Below are 14,236 nucleotides of genomic sequence, written 5' to 3'. Positions count from 1 at the left end.
GTCAGGAGGAGAAGGACGATGATTCACTTCCGCCAATGTCCCGTGCAGCGACAGTGGGTTTCGCATCGCGTTTTGGTCGCGCGTCTTGTGGCGTCATTCATCGCGGCGCCTGGCACGCTGCTGGTCGTACCCTGCGCTATTGCGCAGGCGGTCTATTCGACGCCCGACGCGGCGGTGACCGCTCTGGTGGATGCGCTATCGCACAGCGATCCGGGGGCGCTGAAGCACGTTCTAGGCAACGACTTCGAGCGCTTCATTCCGACCCAGGCCATTGGCCATGACGATATCTACGACTTCCTTGGCGCGTGGTCACAGGGCCACGAAATCGTGATGGACCCGTCAGCCGGCTCCCGGCATAGGGCCCATCTGCGGGTCGGCGAAAGTGGCTGGACGCTGCCCATTCCGCTCATCGAGGGCACACACGGCTGGCGCTTCGATCCCGCAGCGGCAAAAGACGAAATGCTCACGCTCAGAATAGGCCGCAATGAGCGCGCAGCGATGCTGACATCGCTCGCCTATCTCGACGCGCAGAACGACTACCGGAATCTGACCGGCCATTATGCACGGCGTCTCGTGAGCACGCCGGGCCATCACGACGGCCTGTACTGGCCGGCTGCACCGGACGAAGCGCAAAGTCCACTGGGACCGCTTGTAACCGTCATGCGGCAAGACTCGCCGATTTCGGCGGATGGGTATCACGGTTATCGTTTCCGTATCCTGAGCCGGCAGGGCAATCATGCGAGCGGCGGCGCCGCGAACTATGTGCAGGACGGCGTGATGACGAAGGGGTGTGCGCTGATAGCGTGGCCTGCCCGATACGGCAGCACGGGGGTCATGAGCTTTATCGTGAACCAGGACGGGCAGATCTATCAGAAGGACCTGGGACCGCATACGGAGCGCACTGCCCTCGCACTTGGCGCGTTCGATCCCGATCCGTCCTGGCGGCTGGTTCGCCCTTGATCGCACTGATTCTTAACGAGCCCGCCTGGCTATCACATCGGGAATCGCATGATCGCTGTGAGGGACGCTTTCAACCGCCCTCTCGATATATCCCTCCGGGAGGGGGCGGCATCAGACCGTTCGTCGGCCAGCGCTCTGCGTCTCCAGCCCGCAGCAGGCCCAAGGCGAGCAGCCACGAAAATCAGGCACACACAGGAGGGATGCCGCCTATCCTTCGATATAGGCAAACCGCAGGGGTCCCGTTCATGATCAATTTGCACGAACTCCGGTATGTTCGGCTCGGTACCCGTGACATCGACGCAGCGGCGAAGTATGCCGCCGATATCCTTGGATTACAGCTGGTGCGGCGCGAGGGTGGGTGGGCCTACCTGCGCTCGGATGAGCGTGATCACACGCTGGTCTACTTCGAGGGCGATCCGAATGACCAGACGATTGCATTCGATGTCGTCACGAGCGAGGCGCTCGAACATGCGGGCGCGGTGTTGGAGCAGAACAGCTTCCGCGTACACGCCGGCAGTCGCGACGAGTGCGATCGACGTCGCGTACGTGCCTTCATCAGTTTCAAGGATCCATCGGGCAACCCGATCGAATTGGTGTTCGGCGCCTTGCAAAGCGGCCGTCGCTATTTTCCGTCGCACCACACCGGAATCACCGGCTTCAGCCACGTCGGCCTGCGCACCAGCGATCCCGGACGTGACGAGATCTTCTGGACGACACTGTGCAATGCGCGCGTGAGCGACTGGATCGGACCTGCACCGCTGCTAAGGATCGACGAGGTACATCACCGGATCGCCCTCTTTCCGTCCACATTCGCCGGCATTCAACATATCAATCACCAGGTTGCAAGCATCGACGACGTCATGCGCGCCTGGTACATCCTGCGTGAACAGGGCATACCCATTCGGTTCGGACCAGGGCGGCATCCGACGTCGGGCGCCATCTTTCTCTACTTCGAGGGGCCTGACGGAATGACTTACGAATACTCGACAGGCGTTCGTTTGATCAGGCGGGACGAGGAGGCGACTTATTGCCCTCGCCAGTTTCCGTTCGATTCGACCGGCTTTTGCATGTGGGGCGCCAAACCCGACATTCCAGAATTTCAATCCTGACGCGCGATCAGGTCCATCGCTGATCGCGCGAGAGCAATCTCGAGGGACTGGAGGCGCAGCCAGGAGAACACGTGGGGGCAAGGTTCCTGCCGGCACCTTTCTCAAAGAGACGGCCTGGGTTTAGCGACTACAGGGAGAACGCCATGGCAACGATCAGAACGGTCGATGTTCAGGAGTTCATCAATTCGCACAAGCTGTCGCCGTATCAGTTGCTGATCGTCGCACTGTGTTTCCTGACAGTCGCGTTCGACGGATTCGATACGGCAAGTGCCGGATTCATTGCGCCTGCCATCAGGAAGCAATGGGCATTGAGCGCGCTTCAGTTGGCGCCTGTGTTCGGCGGCGGCCTGTTTGGTCTGATGGTAGGCGCGCTCCTGTTCGGACCGCTTGCCGACAGGTTTGGGCGCAAACCGATACTCTGCCTTTCAGTGGCGTTTTTCGGTTTCATGTGCCTGTGGTCCGCCTACGCGACTTCTCTGCGCGAACTCATACTATTGCGATTCCTGACAGGCCTGGGTCTTGGCGGCGCCATGCCTACGGCCGTTACGATGACATCCGAATTCGGTCCCGAGAAACAGCGCTCGCTATTGGTGACGAGTATGTTCTGCGGCTTCACGTTAGGCGGGTCATTCGGGGGCGTGGTCGCCTCGCAGATCATTCCCGTGCATGGCTGGCAGGGCGTGCTGTTATTCGGCGGGGCCATGCCATTGGTTCTGGTGCCGGTTCTCGTGTGGCTTCTGCCCGAGTCTGTCCGGTACCTGGCGTTGTCTGGCCAGAAACATGAGCACGTGGTCAGCACGCTCCGGCGCATAGCACCACAGGAGGTGCTCGACCATACGGTGTTCACAGTCTCCGAGAACAAGGTGACGGGTTCTCCCGTGCGCAACCTTTTCGACAGCGGGGTGATGGTCGGCACCGTCTGCCTCTGGCTCACCTTCTTCATGAGTCTGCTGGTGTATTACCTGCTCACCAGCTGGCTACCGACCGTCATTTCCAACACAGGCATCCCCCTGGGTATGGCTGCACTGGTCGCCGCGGCGCTGCCCTTGGGCAGCACGGTCGGCGCTGTGCTGATCGGACGCCTGATGGACCGGCACAGTCCCTGTCTGGTGCTCGCAAGTTCGTACGTCGTTGCCGCCATGTTTATCCTGCTCATCGGCGTTGCTTCGTCGCTGCCGATGCTGGTGTTCGCAGTCTTTGGGGCAGGTCTTGGGACGGGCGGCTCGCAGACCGGCGTCAATGCAATGGCGGCGGCCTACTATCCAACTTCCAGCCGCGTTTCTGGCGTGAGTTGGGCGCTCGGCATTGGCAGGGTGGGTTCGATCGTGGGTTCGCTAGTTGGCGGAGTGTTGCTAGCCATGCATCTAAGCCTGCCCATCATGTTCATCCTGGTGGCGATACCCACTTTCGTCGCCGCGCTCAGCATGTTTGGCATGGGACGCCACGAGGCCGCGCTCAGATCGTTTGAGGTTGCTCGAACCCCCTCTGGTTCAGTCAAGCCTTAGACGACTGTCGGCGCCGAATCCATGCATCGCACTTTCGTCGAAGTCAACTTCTCCGGCATTTCATCCAGCTACGCCGTACGCTAATGACGCCGGCACGCCGACCGATCGCACCCGCATGGCACTTGGAGGTTAATGCGTGTCCAGTGGAAGGGCGGCAACCTGGTGCGTGCTGCCGATTGCGGCTTTGAGAGATTCGGGCCGCGTATGTCCGCGTGCATGATGCAGAGGCCGACCGTCTTCCACCGTTGGTTCGTCCACACATTCATATGAACATTTGATGACTGATCAGCGTACAAGAAGCGGACTTCAGAATATCGCCACCAACAATGAAGCAAGCGTCGCCGGCCTAGGCAGGCCGATCCCTCATCGGTCGCGGCCAGCAAGATGCGGGTGGCAAGACGGCTGCAACGCTGTCCTTTGGAAGGGATGATCTGCATCAAAGTGGCGCGAAGGCAGGCGGGTACCTTGAATTCAGATGTCGCTGACTTGCCTTGACATCTTGCTCGCATTCGCGGGATAGAGCACTCGGCAACAGGGGAATGTGCTTGTGAGACACACACGTATCGTCGTGACTCACTACGGTGGTCCCGACGCACTCAGCGTGATTGAGGAGGAGTGCCCCGAGCCCGGGGATGGCGAGGTGCGGGTGCAAGTACTGGATGCAGGTGTCAGCTTGCCCGACCTGATGATGCGCGAGGGTATCCACCCTGAAACGCCACGGCTGCCTTTCACGCCCGGGTGGGAGCTGGTTGGCGTGGTGGACCGGCTCGGACGCGGCGTGTCGGGAATCGAAACCGGCCAGATGATTGCCGCACTGCCGATCAGTGGCGCGTACGCGCAGTACGTGTGCCTGCCGCAAGATGAACTGGTTCCGGTGCCCGCCGGGGTAGATGCTGCCGAGGCGGTTACTCTTGTGCTGAACTATGTGACGGCGTACCAGATGCTGCATGATTCTGCAAAGGTGAAACCGGGCCAGCGTGTCTTGATCCACGGTGCAGCAGGCGGAGTCGGCACGGCATTGTTGCAACTTGGGCGTCTCGCCGGGCTGGAGATGTATGGTACCTGTTCATTGCGCGGGGCGTCGGCCGTTTCAGCGCTGGGCGGTATCCCGATTGATTACCAGCATCTCGACTTCGTCAAAGAAATTCAGCGGCTCACAAGGGACGGCGTAGACGTCGTCTTTGAAGGGATCGGCGGTACCCACATCTGGCGATCCCGCGAGGCTCTCCGTCCGGGCGGGACAGTAGTCGCATATGGCTTAACCTCTTCTCTACATAGAGGTAGATTGGCATCAGGTCGTCCAGGTGGTCGTCATCGCTTTCGCGCAATCGCCATTTTTGGGTTGTACATTGTCGGCAGCTGGCTTTTGCCGGGCAGGAAACGGGTGATCCCCTACAGCATCCAGTGGCTTAAACGTCTGCACCCCGCATTGTTTCGACAGGATTTGATTACCCTGCTCGGTCTTCTGCAACAGAGGAAGATCGTCCCGCTAGTCGCGCAGCTCATTCCCCTTGCGGAGGCACGGCGCGCGCAGGAGCTGCTGGGCGATGGGGGCGTGACAGGCAAGATCGTGCTCGTGTGCAATGGATGATCCGCTTCTGACTCTGGAGCGGTATAAGAACGGTACGCGGCATGACTCAAGGACCGTCGGCTCCGCAGCATTCACAGCGATGAGCATTTCGTCGACAAGCGACCGATTGTTCGCGGAGTTTGGGTCGGCGTCAAAATTGGCTCCTTGCCGGAGAAACGATGCGGCGAGTGGACATGCAGATACCATTGCCACCGCCTCATCCAGCTCTTCGTTTTTGGTTGGTTGACTGCACGTTCGCTCGCGCGCGATCCGGCCACAGATCACCCCTATCGAAACATGGGTCTGCATCATCATTTTCGAGAGCACCGGATGCGGTACTGGATGAAAATCACATTCAGATTCATCGGTTCCGAGCTTGTGGTAACAATCGCGGAAGCCAGCTCTGGTGCCGATTAAGTCGAGGTCTTGCGCACGCACTCTGCGGCACCGAATTTTGACGTTGGCAATCGAGACCTCGTCAAGACTCGTCTTCTCAAAGGCATCTCAAAAATACAAGAGGTCTGAAAATGCAGCGCCGAAAAGTCACTTAGCTTGTACAACGCGTGACCGCGAGCGGTGTCAAGACGCTCAACAGGGGCGTCGCGTGGCATTCGAGTGGCGGTTCTGCCCAGGAAACGGCCGTTGTCAGCACACTGAGTCGACAGGCTGGAAGCGGGTCGTGTGTTGCCGTTCGCGCAATGATTTCATTGATTGCACACCGATTGGCAATTAACGGGCCAGGAGCGGCCGTTCGACAAACGCGCATAGATGGTCAACAATCTCCTCTAATGAGCCCCGATTGAAAATGCCTCGGTTTGCGCGTTGTCTGAAGGATCGCAAACCAAGGCCACCATTTGCTAAGGACCAGGATGGCGTTGCACCGAAAAAAGATTCATCTCATGCTGCGGTTAATTAGCTTTTGTTGTGTCACAGGTATTTTTGGTGCAACGAACGTGCTAGCTGTCGAAACAGGTGAATATTTCTATGTGCAAGGCGGTCACGAGCATGGCAGGCTGAACGTGAAAGACGGCAATTTTACGATCGACACGATTGGTGCAAATGACCATACATGCTCGCTGACAGGCTCGATGAAGGGGAAGTCGGGCGTAGTAAGTGACGGTGGCGAAACATGCCGGGTTGCTTTCTCGGGGGGAAACGGCGTCTTGCATGTCGGCCCGAGCGACACCGACGCCTGCCGATCGTATTGCGGTGCGCGAGCGTGGTTCGACGGCCTGTACCAGAGGCCGCCCGCAGCCTGTACGGACCGAGCGCGGACGGGACGCATCGAAGCTGCGCGGGAAGCGTACACGAGGAAGAACTATGGTTTAGCAGTTGCGGCTTTCACATCGTTGATCGACCAATGTTCGACCTACATGAATTGGATCGAAGCCGATCGCGTGCGCAGCGATCTTGCATTGACCCAATATCATCTCGGTGACAAGGCGAAGTGCCTTGAGACACTCGCGCCGACGACGGCAATGCAGAACCGCGACGTTGACGAGACCTTCGGACTGCCGCCTGCCAATGTGATTGATTATCAGTCGACGGGCAAGGCGATTTTGCACAATGCGGCGCTGTGCGGATGATCAACGTTCGTTTGACTTGTGTATAGCGAAGTGCCGTAAGCTTGGTCCGACAATCACGACGCTGATAATTCCGTCTCATCAAGCGATTTCCGCGCGTGGCCCCTGCGTTACCGATCAGCACGGTGTGTCACAACTGCACCATTTCGAATCCCGACCACTCTCTATGTTCCGACCTGTCCTGCAACTCATCGCACTCCTTTTGTCTTGTGTGACCGCCGCCACAGCGCAGGCCGATTCTCGTTACTTCCACAAGATGTTTGCGGGCCGCATCGGCGATCATTACGCGTTCACGATGAATCTCAAAAATGTTGACGGCAGTCTAACGGGAAGCTATCGCTACGCCGGCAAGCACAGTGATATCTACCTGAGCGGCAAGATCGACCCATCAGGTACCTTTACGATGGACGAGATCGGAAGCACGGGCCAACATACCGGCACCTTTACCGGCAAGGTGGCCAACGACACGCTCAACGGCGCTTGGGCATCAGCCCGCGGCGACAGACGCTTGTCTGTTGACGCACATCAAACCTCGGAAATTCTCCTCGGGTCGAAACGCGAGATCCTCACGCAGGCTATTGGCACTTATGCGCTCGATGGCATCTCAGGAGCGGCGGGTGCCAACGGCATGTCTGACTCGTGGCGAGAGAATGGCAGATGGAAATCGAACGTATCGGCCATCAGTATGGGGCGCCGCGAGTTCTCGAATGTGAACCTGACACGCGAAGATCTGCACCGGCTTAACAGCATGACGGTCATAGTGGACGCTTCGCTCACCACACACCTGAGTGTAGATGGCAAGGTGCTGCTGTCGATCCCGTACCGCGACGCGAGTATGCAGTACGAGATCAGCCAACCCCACGACAGCGTGATCGAAGATGAACTGAAGACGATGTCACCCGCCACTACTGTCCATGACGAACATCTCTACCTGCTCGCCAGCGACGCGATCGATCTAGTGACGGCGATGTCGGGCAGCTACTTGCTAGACGACAACCTGGACATCGTAACGGTCAGCTACGCGATCGTCGACAAAACCTTCGAGATCAATCTGCTGAATGGCAACTGCTGCGGTGGCACCGTGTTCACCTTCCGGCGCAAAGGCAGATAACGGCGCCGCATCATACGTCTCCGTAGCACTTTCGGGGATAGCAACGACATCCGAGCTTGCCTGAATGGCCGCTATCGCGCATATCAACTGTCGCTTGTGGGTCGTTCAGAGACTTCGGAGCCCCGGCGCCCTGCGCGCTTAGCGTACGAAAAAATCCGAATCTTGAGGGCACCCCCACTTTGAGACATCCCTCAACTTCGAGCGACCGACCGGATTGGGTTCCCTTTCTGTCGTTGCGGTAGCGGTATTTGGCGCAACCAACGAAGCATCAAGACGACATTGCTCGTGATAACTGGTCGACCCGCAGCGAAGTACCAACGCATGGGGTAGAAGTGGGGAACTGCGTTACTTGGCCACGATACCGTGCTTTCCATTCGAGTCCTGTGGCCCGCCGCTTACCTCGACCAGAAAATCCACGAACGTGCGCACCTTCGCTGATGTATGGCGATTGCCGGGATAGACGATCGAGACCGACTGCGGTGGGGGACGAAAATCAGCCAACACCTCGACGAGACGACCGCTGCGTAGATCGTCTTCGACAGTGAAATCGAGCAGTTGCGCGAAGCCCGCATCATTTAACGCACCAGTCAGCGTCGCAAGCGGGTGATCGAACGTGATCGAGGGCCGAATGGCAACTTCGTACGTATCGCCCTCGCTCCCTGAAAACGTCCAGGGCAGCACGCGGCCGGTGTCGGGCATCACGAGACCCAGGCAATTGGAACCGTGCAAGTCTTCCGGCCGCGCTGGAACGGCGTGCCGGCGCAAGTATCACGGCGCGGCCACTACGCGAAAACTGGCCTGGTGCAAGGTCCGCGCGACAAGGCGCGAATCGGCCACATGGCCCAGCCGGATCGCCATGTCGAAGTCCTGCTTCACGAAATCCGTCAGGGTGTTGCCGAGGGAAACGGCGACTTTCACCTGTCCCAGATAGCGTTCGACGTACCTGGGTATCAGTGGGATAACCCGTTTGATTCCATAGCTATACGGCAGACTGATCCGCAATTCTCCACGCGGCATGCCATGGCGCGTTAGCGTCTGCTCCGCGTCCCGGATGCTTTGCAACGCCGTCTGGCAGGTCTTGTAGTAGGCAAGACCGTCGTCGGTCAGACGGATCGCGCGCGTCGTGCGTTGGAACAATTTGAGCCCCAACCGGTTTTCGAGGCGCTGCACGGCTTTACTGATGGCGGAGGGTGTCACTCCCAAGGCCGATGCCGCGGCGGTGAAACTTTGCGCTTTCGCCGCAGCACAGAAGAGTTCCACCGCATTCAGCCGGTCGATCCCTGAATCATTCATGAGGTGCGTGCCCCTCTATTCGGTCCTGCCCGAGTCGCGTCGCCTTTCAGGGCTTCGCGTTTGGTACGCCAGTATAGACTCGCCTGCGCATTTGTGCCGTCATGGCACAAATGAAATGCCGCTCGAAGTCTTCCCGTGAAGCGACATCCGCTTTTAGAGTACGGCATCCCCAGTTTCGTCACACGATGGAGTCGCACACATGGACAAGACGTTGGCCGTTTCGGTTCCTAATCATGCTCACCTGGGCGTAGCAATCGGGCGACTGCTGATGGCAGTTCTCTTCCTGGTGTCGGGTCTGCAGAAGATCACCCACCTTGCGGCCGTCACGACAATGCTCGCGGGGCTAGGGATGCCGTTTGCGCAAGGCGTCGCTCTGCTTGTCGCGATGTTCGAAACAGGAGGCGGGTTGTCGCTGGCACTTGGCTGGCAGACACGACGCGTCGCGATGGCGCTGGCGCTTTTCGTGGTGCCGGCGACGCTGATGTTCCATTCGTTCTGGAATGCCGATGCCGCCACATACAGCAATCAGCTTAATCATTTCCTCAAGAACGTTGCCATTTTCGGCGCCCTGCTCATAGTTGCAAGTTCGAGCCTAACTTCGCAACTCGGCAAGGTTTGCAGGTAACGCGGTCTCGGCTCATCAATCAGGCAGCCAAAGGCCAACAACCAACAGCAGAGCAGGCCTGCCATACGGTCGCTCACAATTGTTCTAACGTGCTCCTTCAGGAGGCGCAGCAATGCAAACACCGCAATCGGCCGTAGACATTTCCGTCTTCATCGATGAGAGCCCCCTCAGCCGCTTTCAGATCGGAATTCTGACATTGATTGGCCTGACCGTGGTCATCGATGGGTTTGACGTTCAATCGATGGGCTTTGTCGCGCCTGCCATCATTCAGGCTTGGGGTTTGAACAAGGCCGCCTTTGGACCGGTATTCGGTGCCGGTCTTCTAGGAATGCTAGTCGGCTCCCTGGCATTGAGCGTCGTCGCTGACAAGGTGGGGCGGCGCCCCGTGTTAATCGTGGCCACGCTTGTATTTGCGCTATGCATGCTGGCGACCTCGCAGGTGAAGACGATCACAGAACTGCTATCGATACGGTTCGTCACTGGCCTGGGTCTTGGCGCCATCATGCCCAATGCGATGTCGCTCGCTGGCGAATTCAGCCCGAAGCGCAATCGCGTGACGCTGATGATGTGGGTGTCATGCGGCTTTACGGTCGGCGCCGTGTTAGGAGGACTCGTCTCCGCCGCACTGATCCCCTTGTGGGGGTGGCAGTCGGTATTCATCGTCGGCGGCATCGTGCCACTCGCGCTCGCAATGTTGATGTTCTTTTACATTCCCGAATCCATGCTGTTCGCAGCGGTGCGCAGTGTTCGCCTTGACAGGCTGGCTGATACGCTGCGTCGGATTGATCCATCATTGGCCGTGACACCAGACACGCGCTTCGTCGTCCCTGAGTCGCGTCAGGACAAGGCTCCTGTTGTGGAACTGTTCCGCACCGGACGCGCAAAGACGACGTTGTTGCTGTGGGCCGTCAATTTCATGAACCTGCTCAATCTGTACTTCCTGTCCAACTGGTTGCCGACGATCGCCAGGAGCGCCGGCCTGCCGACCTCGACAGCAGTAATGGTCGGCACTGCGCTTCAACTGGGCGGCGTAATTGGCACGATAGCAATGGGACCGATCATCGACCGCATCGGCTTCTTCAAGGTCCTCGTACCGGCGTTCCTGGTGGCCGCAGTGACGATCGCTACTATTGGTCTGCCGGGACTTCCGCTCGGTTTGCTGTTTGTCGTCGTCAGTGTCACGGGGTTGTCCATCATTGGCGGCCAACCAGCCGTCAATGCTCTGGCCGCCACCTACTATCCAACTTCGCTGCGGTCCACTGGCGTCGGCTGGAGTTTGGGCGTCGGACGAATCGGCTCCATCGTAGGACCGGTGATCGGTGGCGAATTGATCGGGATGAACTGGTCCAACACCGGGCTCTTCGTGGCGGTGGCCGTGCCGGCCGCAGTCTCCGCTCTGATGTTGCTGCTGATGTCCACGGGCCCTCAGCCCACGAAGGCACGTGCCACTGCGTCCTGATTGACGGGAGTCTTGAAACGAACTCAAAGCGGTCGCTGGACTATTGATGATATTCGTCCGCTTCGGATCGAGAGTGTGTGAAAACGCAATCATCGCCTAAACTCAATCAACGCATTGGCCCGGGATGACTCGAAGGCGAGCTACTACCAGACCGGGCCGACGGTCAACGCAGGCTCGGCCAGCACCGAAATGACGTTCACCATGACCTACCTGTGAGTGCCCAGTTCACCGTTCGCCACATCGACGAGGCGTTCCTCCCGTAATGCTCATCAACGGCACCCGAGGCTGTTGGCATCGGACATTCACTCACTGGTTCGGGCCGGCGCACTCGCTGGTCTGACTTCGGCGGGGACACACGCCCTTATGACGGAATGCGCCGCAAAGCGCAAACGTCCGCTATCGAGAAAACCGAAGGTCCCTTGTGGGTCGTGTGTTGCCGTTCGCGCAATGATTTCGTTGATTGCACACCGATTGGCAATTAAAGCCACTTGCAGTCATTGATCGTATTCTGTTTGATGGCTCGTTCGAATCCGTCAACAGACATTGAAAGCGGGGGAGAGTCGATCGTCGAATGCAGGGCGCAGTGTGTTAGCTCACGCGATGCGCTTTTTCATGCACACGGCGGTAGACGGGCAAAGCCGCATGAACTGTGTTGTTTCACGTACTGCACCCGGCACATTGGTTCGATCTACTGTGCTGTAACCGTGATACTCAAAAAAGCGCTGCGCGCTCGTTGTCAGCAGCCACAAGCTCGCATAGGGGCGCGCCCTGGCTTCCCGTTCGATCGCCTGAAGCAGTGACGTGCCGAGACCCGTTGCACGCAAATGCAAAGCGACAGCCAGCGATCTGAGCAACGCATCACCGCCCAGAGGTTCCAGACAGACGCTTCCGACGATCGCGCCCTCTTCGTCGACGGCAACGAGAAACCCGGATAGCAGTACAGCCATGACGTCCTCAGTTGGCAACCCACACGTTGCAAGCAAGCTTCTTATCCCGACGAGATCGTCGTCTTTAGCGGCTCGTATTTTCATGACGTGCATCGTTCCCGTCCAGTGACTTTCGTTGATGTGTTGGTCGCCGAGAGCACGACGAAGGCGACATCGGTCAGATACTGGCTTGGTTCACGCGCTTCATCAGTGCCTCGGCGCTTTACTTTCGTTCGCTGTAACGGTCGAGCAGATATGGACCGATATCGCGGATCAGCAGCGTGAACTTCACCAGTTATTCCATCACGTCCACGACGCGAAAGTAGGCCGAGGGTTTCATACGTCCGGTTTCATCGAACTCCATGAATGCCTTGGCCACCGACGACTGGTTCGGGATGGTCAGGATGCGCATCCAGCGTCCGAGCACGCGCATCTGGTTGACCGCGTTGAACGACTGCGAGCCGCCGCTAACCTGCATCACAGCGAGCGTCTTGCCCTGCGTTGGTCTGACCGCGCCGACTGATAGCGGAATCCAGTCGAGCTGTGATTTCATGATGCCGGTCATCGCGCCGTGACGCTCAGGCGAGCACCAGACCATGCCTTCCGACCACAGCACCAGTTCCCGCAGTTCGGCCACCTTGGGATGCGTGTCCGGCGCATCGTCCGGAAGCGGCAGGCCGCTCGGGTTGAACGTCCGCACTTCGGCGCCCATCGCCGTAAGGAGGCGCGCGGCTTCTTCGCTCAGCAACCGGCTGAAGGAGCGTTCACGCAGCGAGCCATAGAGCAGCAGGATGCGCGGCGGGTGCGGCGAGGCTTTCGCGGGCTGCAGGCGGTCGATGTCGGGAACGCGGAACAGCGTCGGGTCAACCTGCGGCAGTTCGGTCTTGAGATCAGGCACGTTTGCCCTCCGCATCGATGATTACTTCGTTGACCTCGTTCATGTGATCGTTTCCGTAACCTTCAGGCGCATTCGTACCAGTTCTTCGAACGGTTCACGATGCGCACGACGAGCAGCATGACGGGCACCTCGATCAGCACGCCCACGACGGTCGCGAGCGCAGCGCCGGAGTTGAATCCGAACAGGCCGATTGCAGTTGCGACGGCCAGCTCGAAGAAGTTCGACGCGCCGATCAGCGCAGACGGACAGGCAATGTTGTGCTTTTCGCCAACAGCACGATTGAGCCAGTACGCCAGCGCTGAATTGAAAAACACCTGGATCAGGATCGGCACCTACCCGGCCAAAACGGACATGCTTCGGCGGCCGCGCTGTCGCATACCGTAATGACGATGCGCAGTTGCGGCGCTCCGTCCTGCGCGAATTCGTCCCAGCTCTTGCTGCGATAGCCTGCCGTATCGATGCCCGCATTCGTCAATGCAGTGACGGCGACGTGAACCTGGAAGCGCTTCATGACTGCTTCTCCGTGAGGGAGAACACGCTGATGCCGGCGAACAGGGGTTGCCGCCACAGCAGTTCTCGGTGAGATAGGCCAGCAGGCCGTTCATCGTTTGGAAATTCGCGCAGTAGCAGACGAACCGGCCTTCTTGCCGACTGGTGACGAGCTGCGCATGAGACAGCTCCTTCAGATGGAAGGACATCAACGACGGCGGCACATCGAGCAACGTAGCGATCTGGCCTGCGGGCATGCCTTCGGGGCCTGCCTGCACCAGAGCTCGAAAGGACTACGAGCCGCGACTCGTGCGCGAGTGCCGCCAGAGCGGCGATGTCTGGTTCGTTTCCATATTTCGGTAATAATCGAGATAATGAACAGATGACAAGAATTTTCTGCTTGACCTTCGCTCGTCGCCCGACGAATTCGCGGATGCTTCCGCAAGGGAAGCTGAGGGCGATGTGGACGGCGCCGAATCCGGCTACAGGCGCGCCATTGACTCGGACCCGGCCTATATCTCGAGACCTACCTTAACCTCGGATGCCTGCTGCCCGATAGTGCGGCCGCTACGACGAGGCTATCGAGGTATGGCGCACTGCCCTGCTAGAAAACCCGGACCATCACCTGCTTCACTTCAATCTGGGCGCTGCGCTCTAAGACTCAGGCCGCCTCGAACAGGCCCTCATCGCGTACCGGCGCAGCATTCG

General features: G+C 58.8%; 9 protein-coding genes and 6 pseudogenes. 9 read left to right on the top strand and 6 right to left on the bottom strand.

Annotated elements, in window-relative coordinates; all coding sequences use genetic code 11:
* Positions 1 to 18 precede the first annotated feature (18 nt).
* The 6 genes from J8I87_RS13775 (at position 19) to J8I87_RS13750 (ending at position 7,838) form a co-directional block, all read left to right on the top strand.
* Positions 19 to 960, top strand: coding sequence for a DUF2950 domain-containing protein (locus J8I87_RS13775; RefSeq protein WP_209932005.1), 942 nt, complete (start codon positions 19 to 21; stop codon positions 958 to 960).
* Between the two features lie 245 nt (positions 961 to 1,205).
* The gene (locus J8I87_RS13770; RefSeq protein WP_209932004.1) at positions 1,206 to 2,069 is read left to right on the top strand and encodes a VOC family protein; all 864 of its coding nucleotides are present in this window, start codon (positions 1,206 to 1,208) and stop codon (positions 2,067 to 2,069) included.
* Positions 2,070 to 2,212: 143 nt separating this feature from the next.
* Positions 2,213 to 3,574 (top strand): aromatic acid/H+ symport family MFS transporter, encoded by a 1,362-nt coding sequence (locus J8I87_RS13765; RefSeq protein WP_209932003.1) that lies wholly within the window; start codon positions 2,213 to 2,215, stop codon positions 3,572 to 3,574.
* 568 nt (positions 3,575 to 4,142) lie between these two features.
* Entirely contained in the window at positions 4,143 to 5,165 is a 1,023-nt protein-coding gene (locus J8I87_RS45980) for a medium chain dehydrogenase/reductase family protein (RefSeq protein WP_313064455.1), read from the top strand.
* Between the two features lie 848 nt (positions 5,166 to 6,013).
* Complete coding sequence (locus J8I87_RS13755) at positions 6,014 to 6,730, top strand: hypothetical protein (protein ID WP_209932001.1); 717 nt, start codon at positions 6,014 to 6,016, stop codon at positions 6,728 to 6,730.
* A gap of 163 nt (positions 6,731 to 6,893) precedes the next feature.
* A complete protein-coding gene (locus J8I87_RS13750) occupies positions 6,894 to 7,838 on the top strand; it encodes a hypothetical protein (RefSeq protein ID WP_209932000.1) in 945 nt (314 codons plus the stop codon).
* Between the two features lie 345 nt (positions 7,839 to 8,183).
* Here the strand turns inward: J8I87_RS13750 and J8I87_RS44715 are convergent.
* Positions 8,184 to 9,131, bottom strand: a pseudogene (locus tag J8I87_RS44715) (LysR family transcriptional regulator).
* Positions 9,132 to 9,330: 199 nt separating this feature from the next.
* Here J8I87_RS44715 and J8I87_RS13735 point away from each other — a divergent pair.
* Both J8I87_RS13735 and J8I87_RS13730 read left to right on the top strand, forming a co-directional pair.
* Entirely contained in the window at positions 9,331 to 9,756 is a 426-nt protein-coding gene (locus tag J8I87_RS13735; RefSeq protein ID WP_209931997.1) for a DoxX family protein, read from the top strand.
* A 112-nt stretch (positions 9,757 to 9,868) separates the two neighbouring features.
* Positions 9,869 to 11,215, top strand: a complete 1,347-nt coding sequence (locus J8I87_RS13730) for an MFS transporter (RefSeq protein ID WP_209931996.1) — start codon at positions 9,869 to 9,871, stop codon at positions 11,213 to 11,215.
* 593 nt (positions 11,216 to 11,808) lie between these two features.
* Here the strand turns inward: J8I87_RS13730 and arsN2 are convergent.
* The 5 genes and pseudogenes from arsN2 to J8I87_RS13705 form a co-directional block, all read right to left on the bottom strand.
* Positions 11,809 to 12,246: an arsenic resistance N-acetyltransferase ArsN2 gene (arsN2, locus tag J8I87_RS13725; RefSeq protein ID WP_209931995.1), complete on the bottom strand. Its 438-nt coding sequence runs from the start codon at positions 12,244 to 12,246 to the stop codon at positions 11,809 to 11,811.
* Positions 12,247 to 12,364: 118 nt separating this feature from the next.
* A pseudogene (gene arsH / locus J8I87_RS13720) lies at positions 12,365 to 13,054 on the bottom strand (arsenical resistance protein ArsH).
* A 47-nt stretch (positions 13,055 to 13,101) separates the two neighbouring features.
* Positions 13,102 to 13,371: pseudogene (locus tag J8I87_RS13715) on the bottom strand (arsenic resistance protein); the annotation flags it as partial.
* Between the two features lie 2 nt (positions 13,372 to 13,373).
* Positions 13,374 to 13,526: pseudogene (locus tag J8I87_RS13710) on the bottom strand (arsenate reductase ArsC); the annotation flags it as partial.
* Positions 13,527 to 13,560: 34 nt separating this feature from the next.
* Positions 13,561 to 13,881 (bottom strand): annotated as a pseudogene (locus J8I87_RS13705) (ArsR/SmtB family transcription factor); the annotation flags it as partial.
* Positions 13,882 to 14,102: 221 nt separating this feature from the next.
* On the opposite strand from J8I87_RS13705, the pseudogene J8I87_RS46320 reads away from it, so the two are divergent.
* Positions 14,103 to 14,186, top strand: a pseudogene (locus J8I87_RS46320) (hypothetical protein); the annotation flags it as partial.
* Positions 14,187 to 14,236: the final 50 nt, after the last annotated feature.

Origin of the sequence: Paraburkholderia sp. LEh10 (genome assembly GCF_017814945.1) — a bacterium.
Classification (GTDB): domain Bacteria; phylum Pseudomonadota; class Gammaproteobacteria; order Burkholderiales; family Burkholderiaceae; genus Paraburkholderia.
Note: the sequence above shows the minus strand (reverse complement) of the source record. Positions and strands in the feature narration are given on the sequence as shown.

Excerpts from the sequence above, each read along its gene's own strand:
- J8I87_RS13765 (WP_209932003.1), top strand. The coding sequence starts at position 2,213 with ATGGCAACGATCAGAACGGTCGATGTTCAGGAGTTCATCAATTCGCAC.
- arsN2 (WP_209931995.1), bottom strand. The coding sequence starts at position 12,246 with ATGAAAATACGAGCCGCTAAAGACGACGATCTCGTCGGGATAAGAAGC.
- J8I87_RS13770 (WP_209932004.1), top strand. The coding sequence starts at position 1,206 with ATGATCAATTTGCACGAACTCCGGTATGTTCGGCTCGGTACCCGTGAC.
- J8I87_RS13775 (WP_209932005.1), top strand. The coding sequence starts at position 19 with ATGATTCACTTCCGCCAATGTCCCGTGCAGCGACAGTGGGTTTCGCAT.
- J8I87_RS13750 (WP_209932000.1), top strand. The coding sequence starts at position 6,894 with ATGTTCCGACCTGTCCTGCAACTCATCGCACTCCTTTTGTCTTGTGTG.
- J8I87_RS13730 (WP_209931996.1), top strand. The coding sequence starts at position 9,869 with ATGCAAACACCGCAATCGGCCGTAGACATTTCCGTCTTCATCGATGAG.
- J8I87_RS13755 (WP_209932001.1), top strand. The coding sequence starts at position 6,014 with ATGGCGTTGCACCGAAAAAAGATTCATCTCATGCTGCGGTTAATTAGC.
- J8I87_RS13735 (WP_209931997.1), top strand. The coding sequence starts at position 9,331 with ATGGACAAGACGTTGGCCGTTTCGGTTCCTAATCATGCTCACCTGGGC.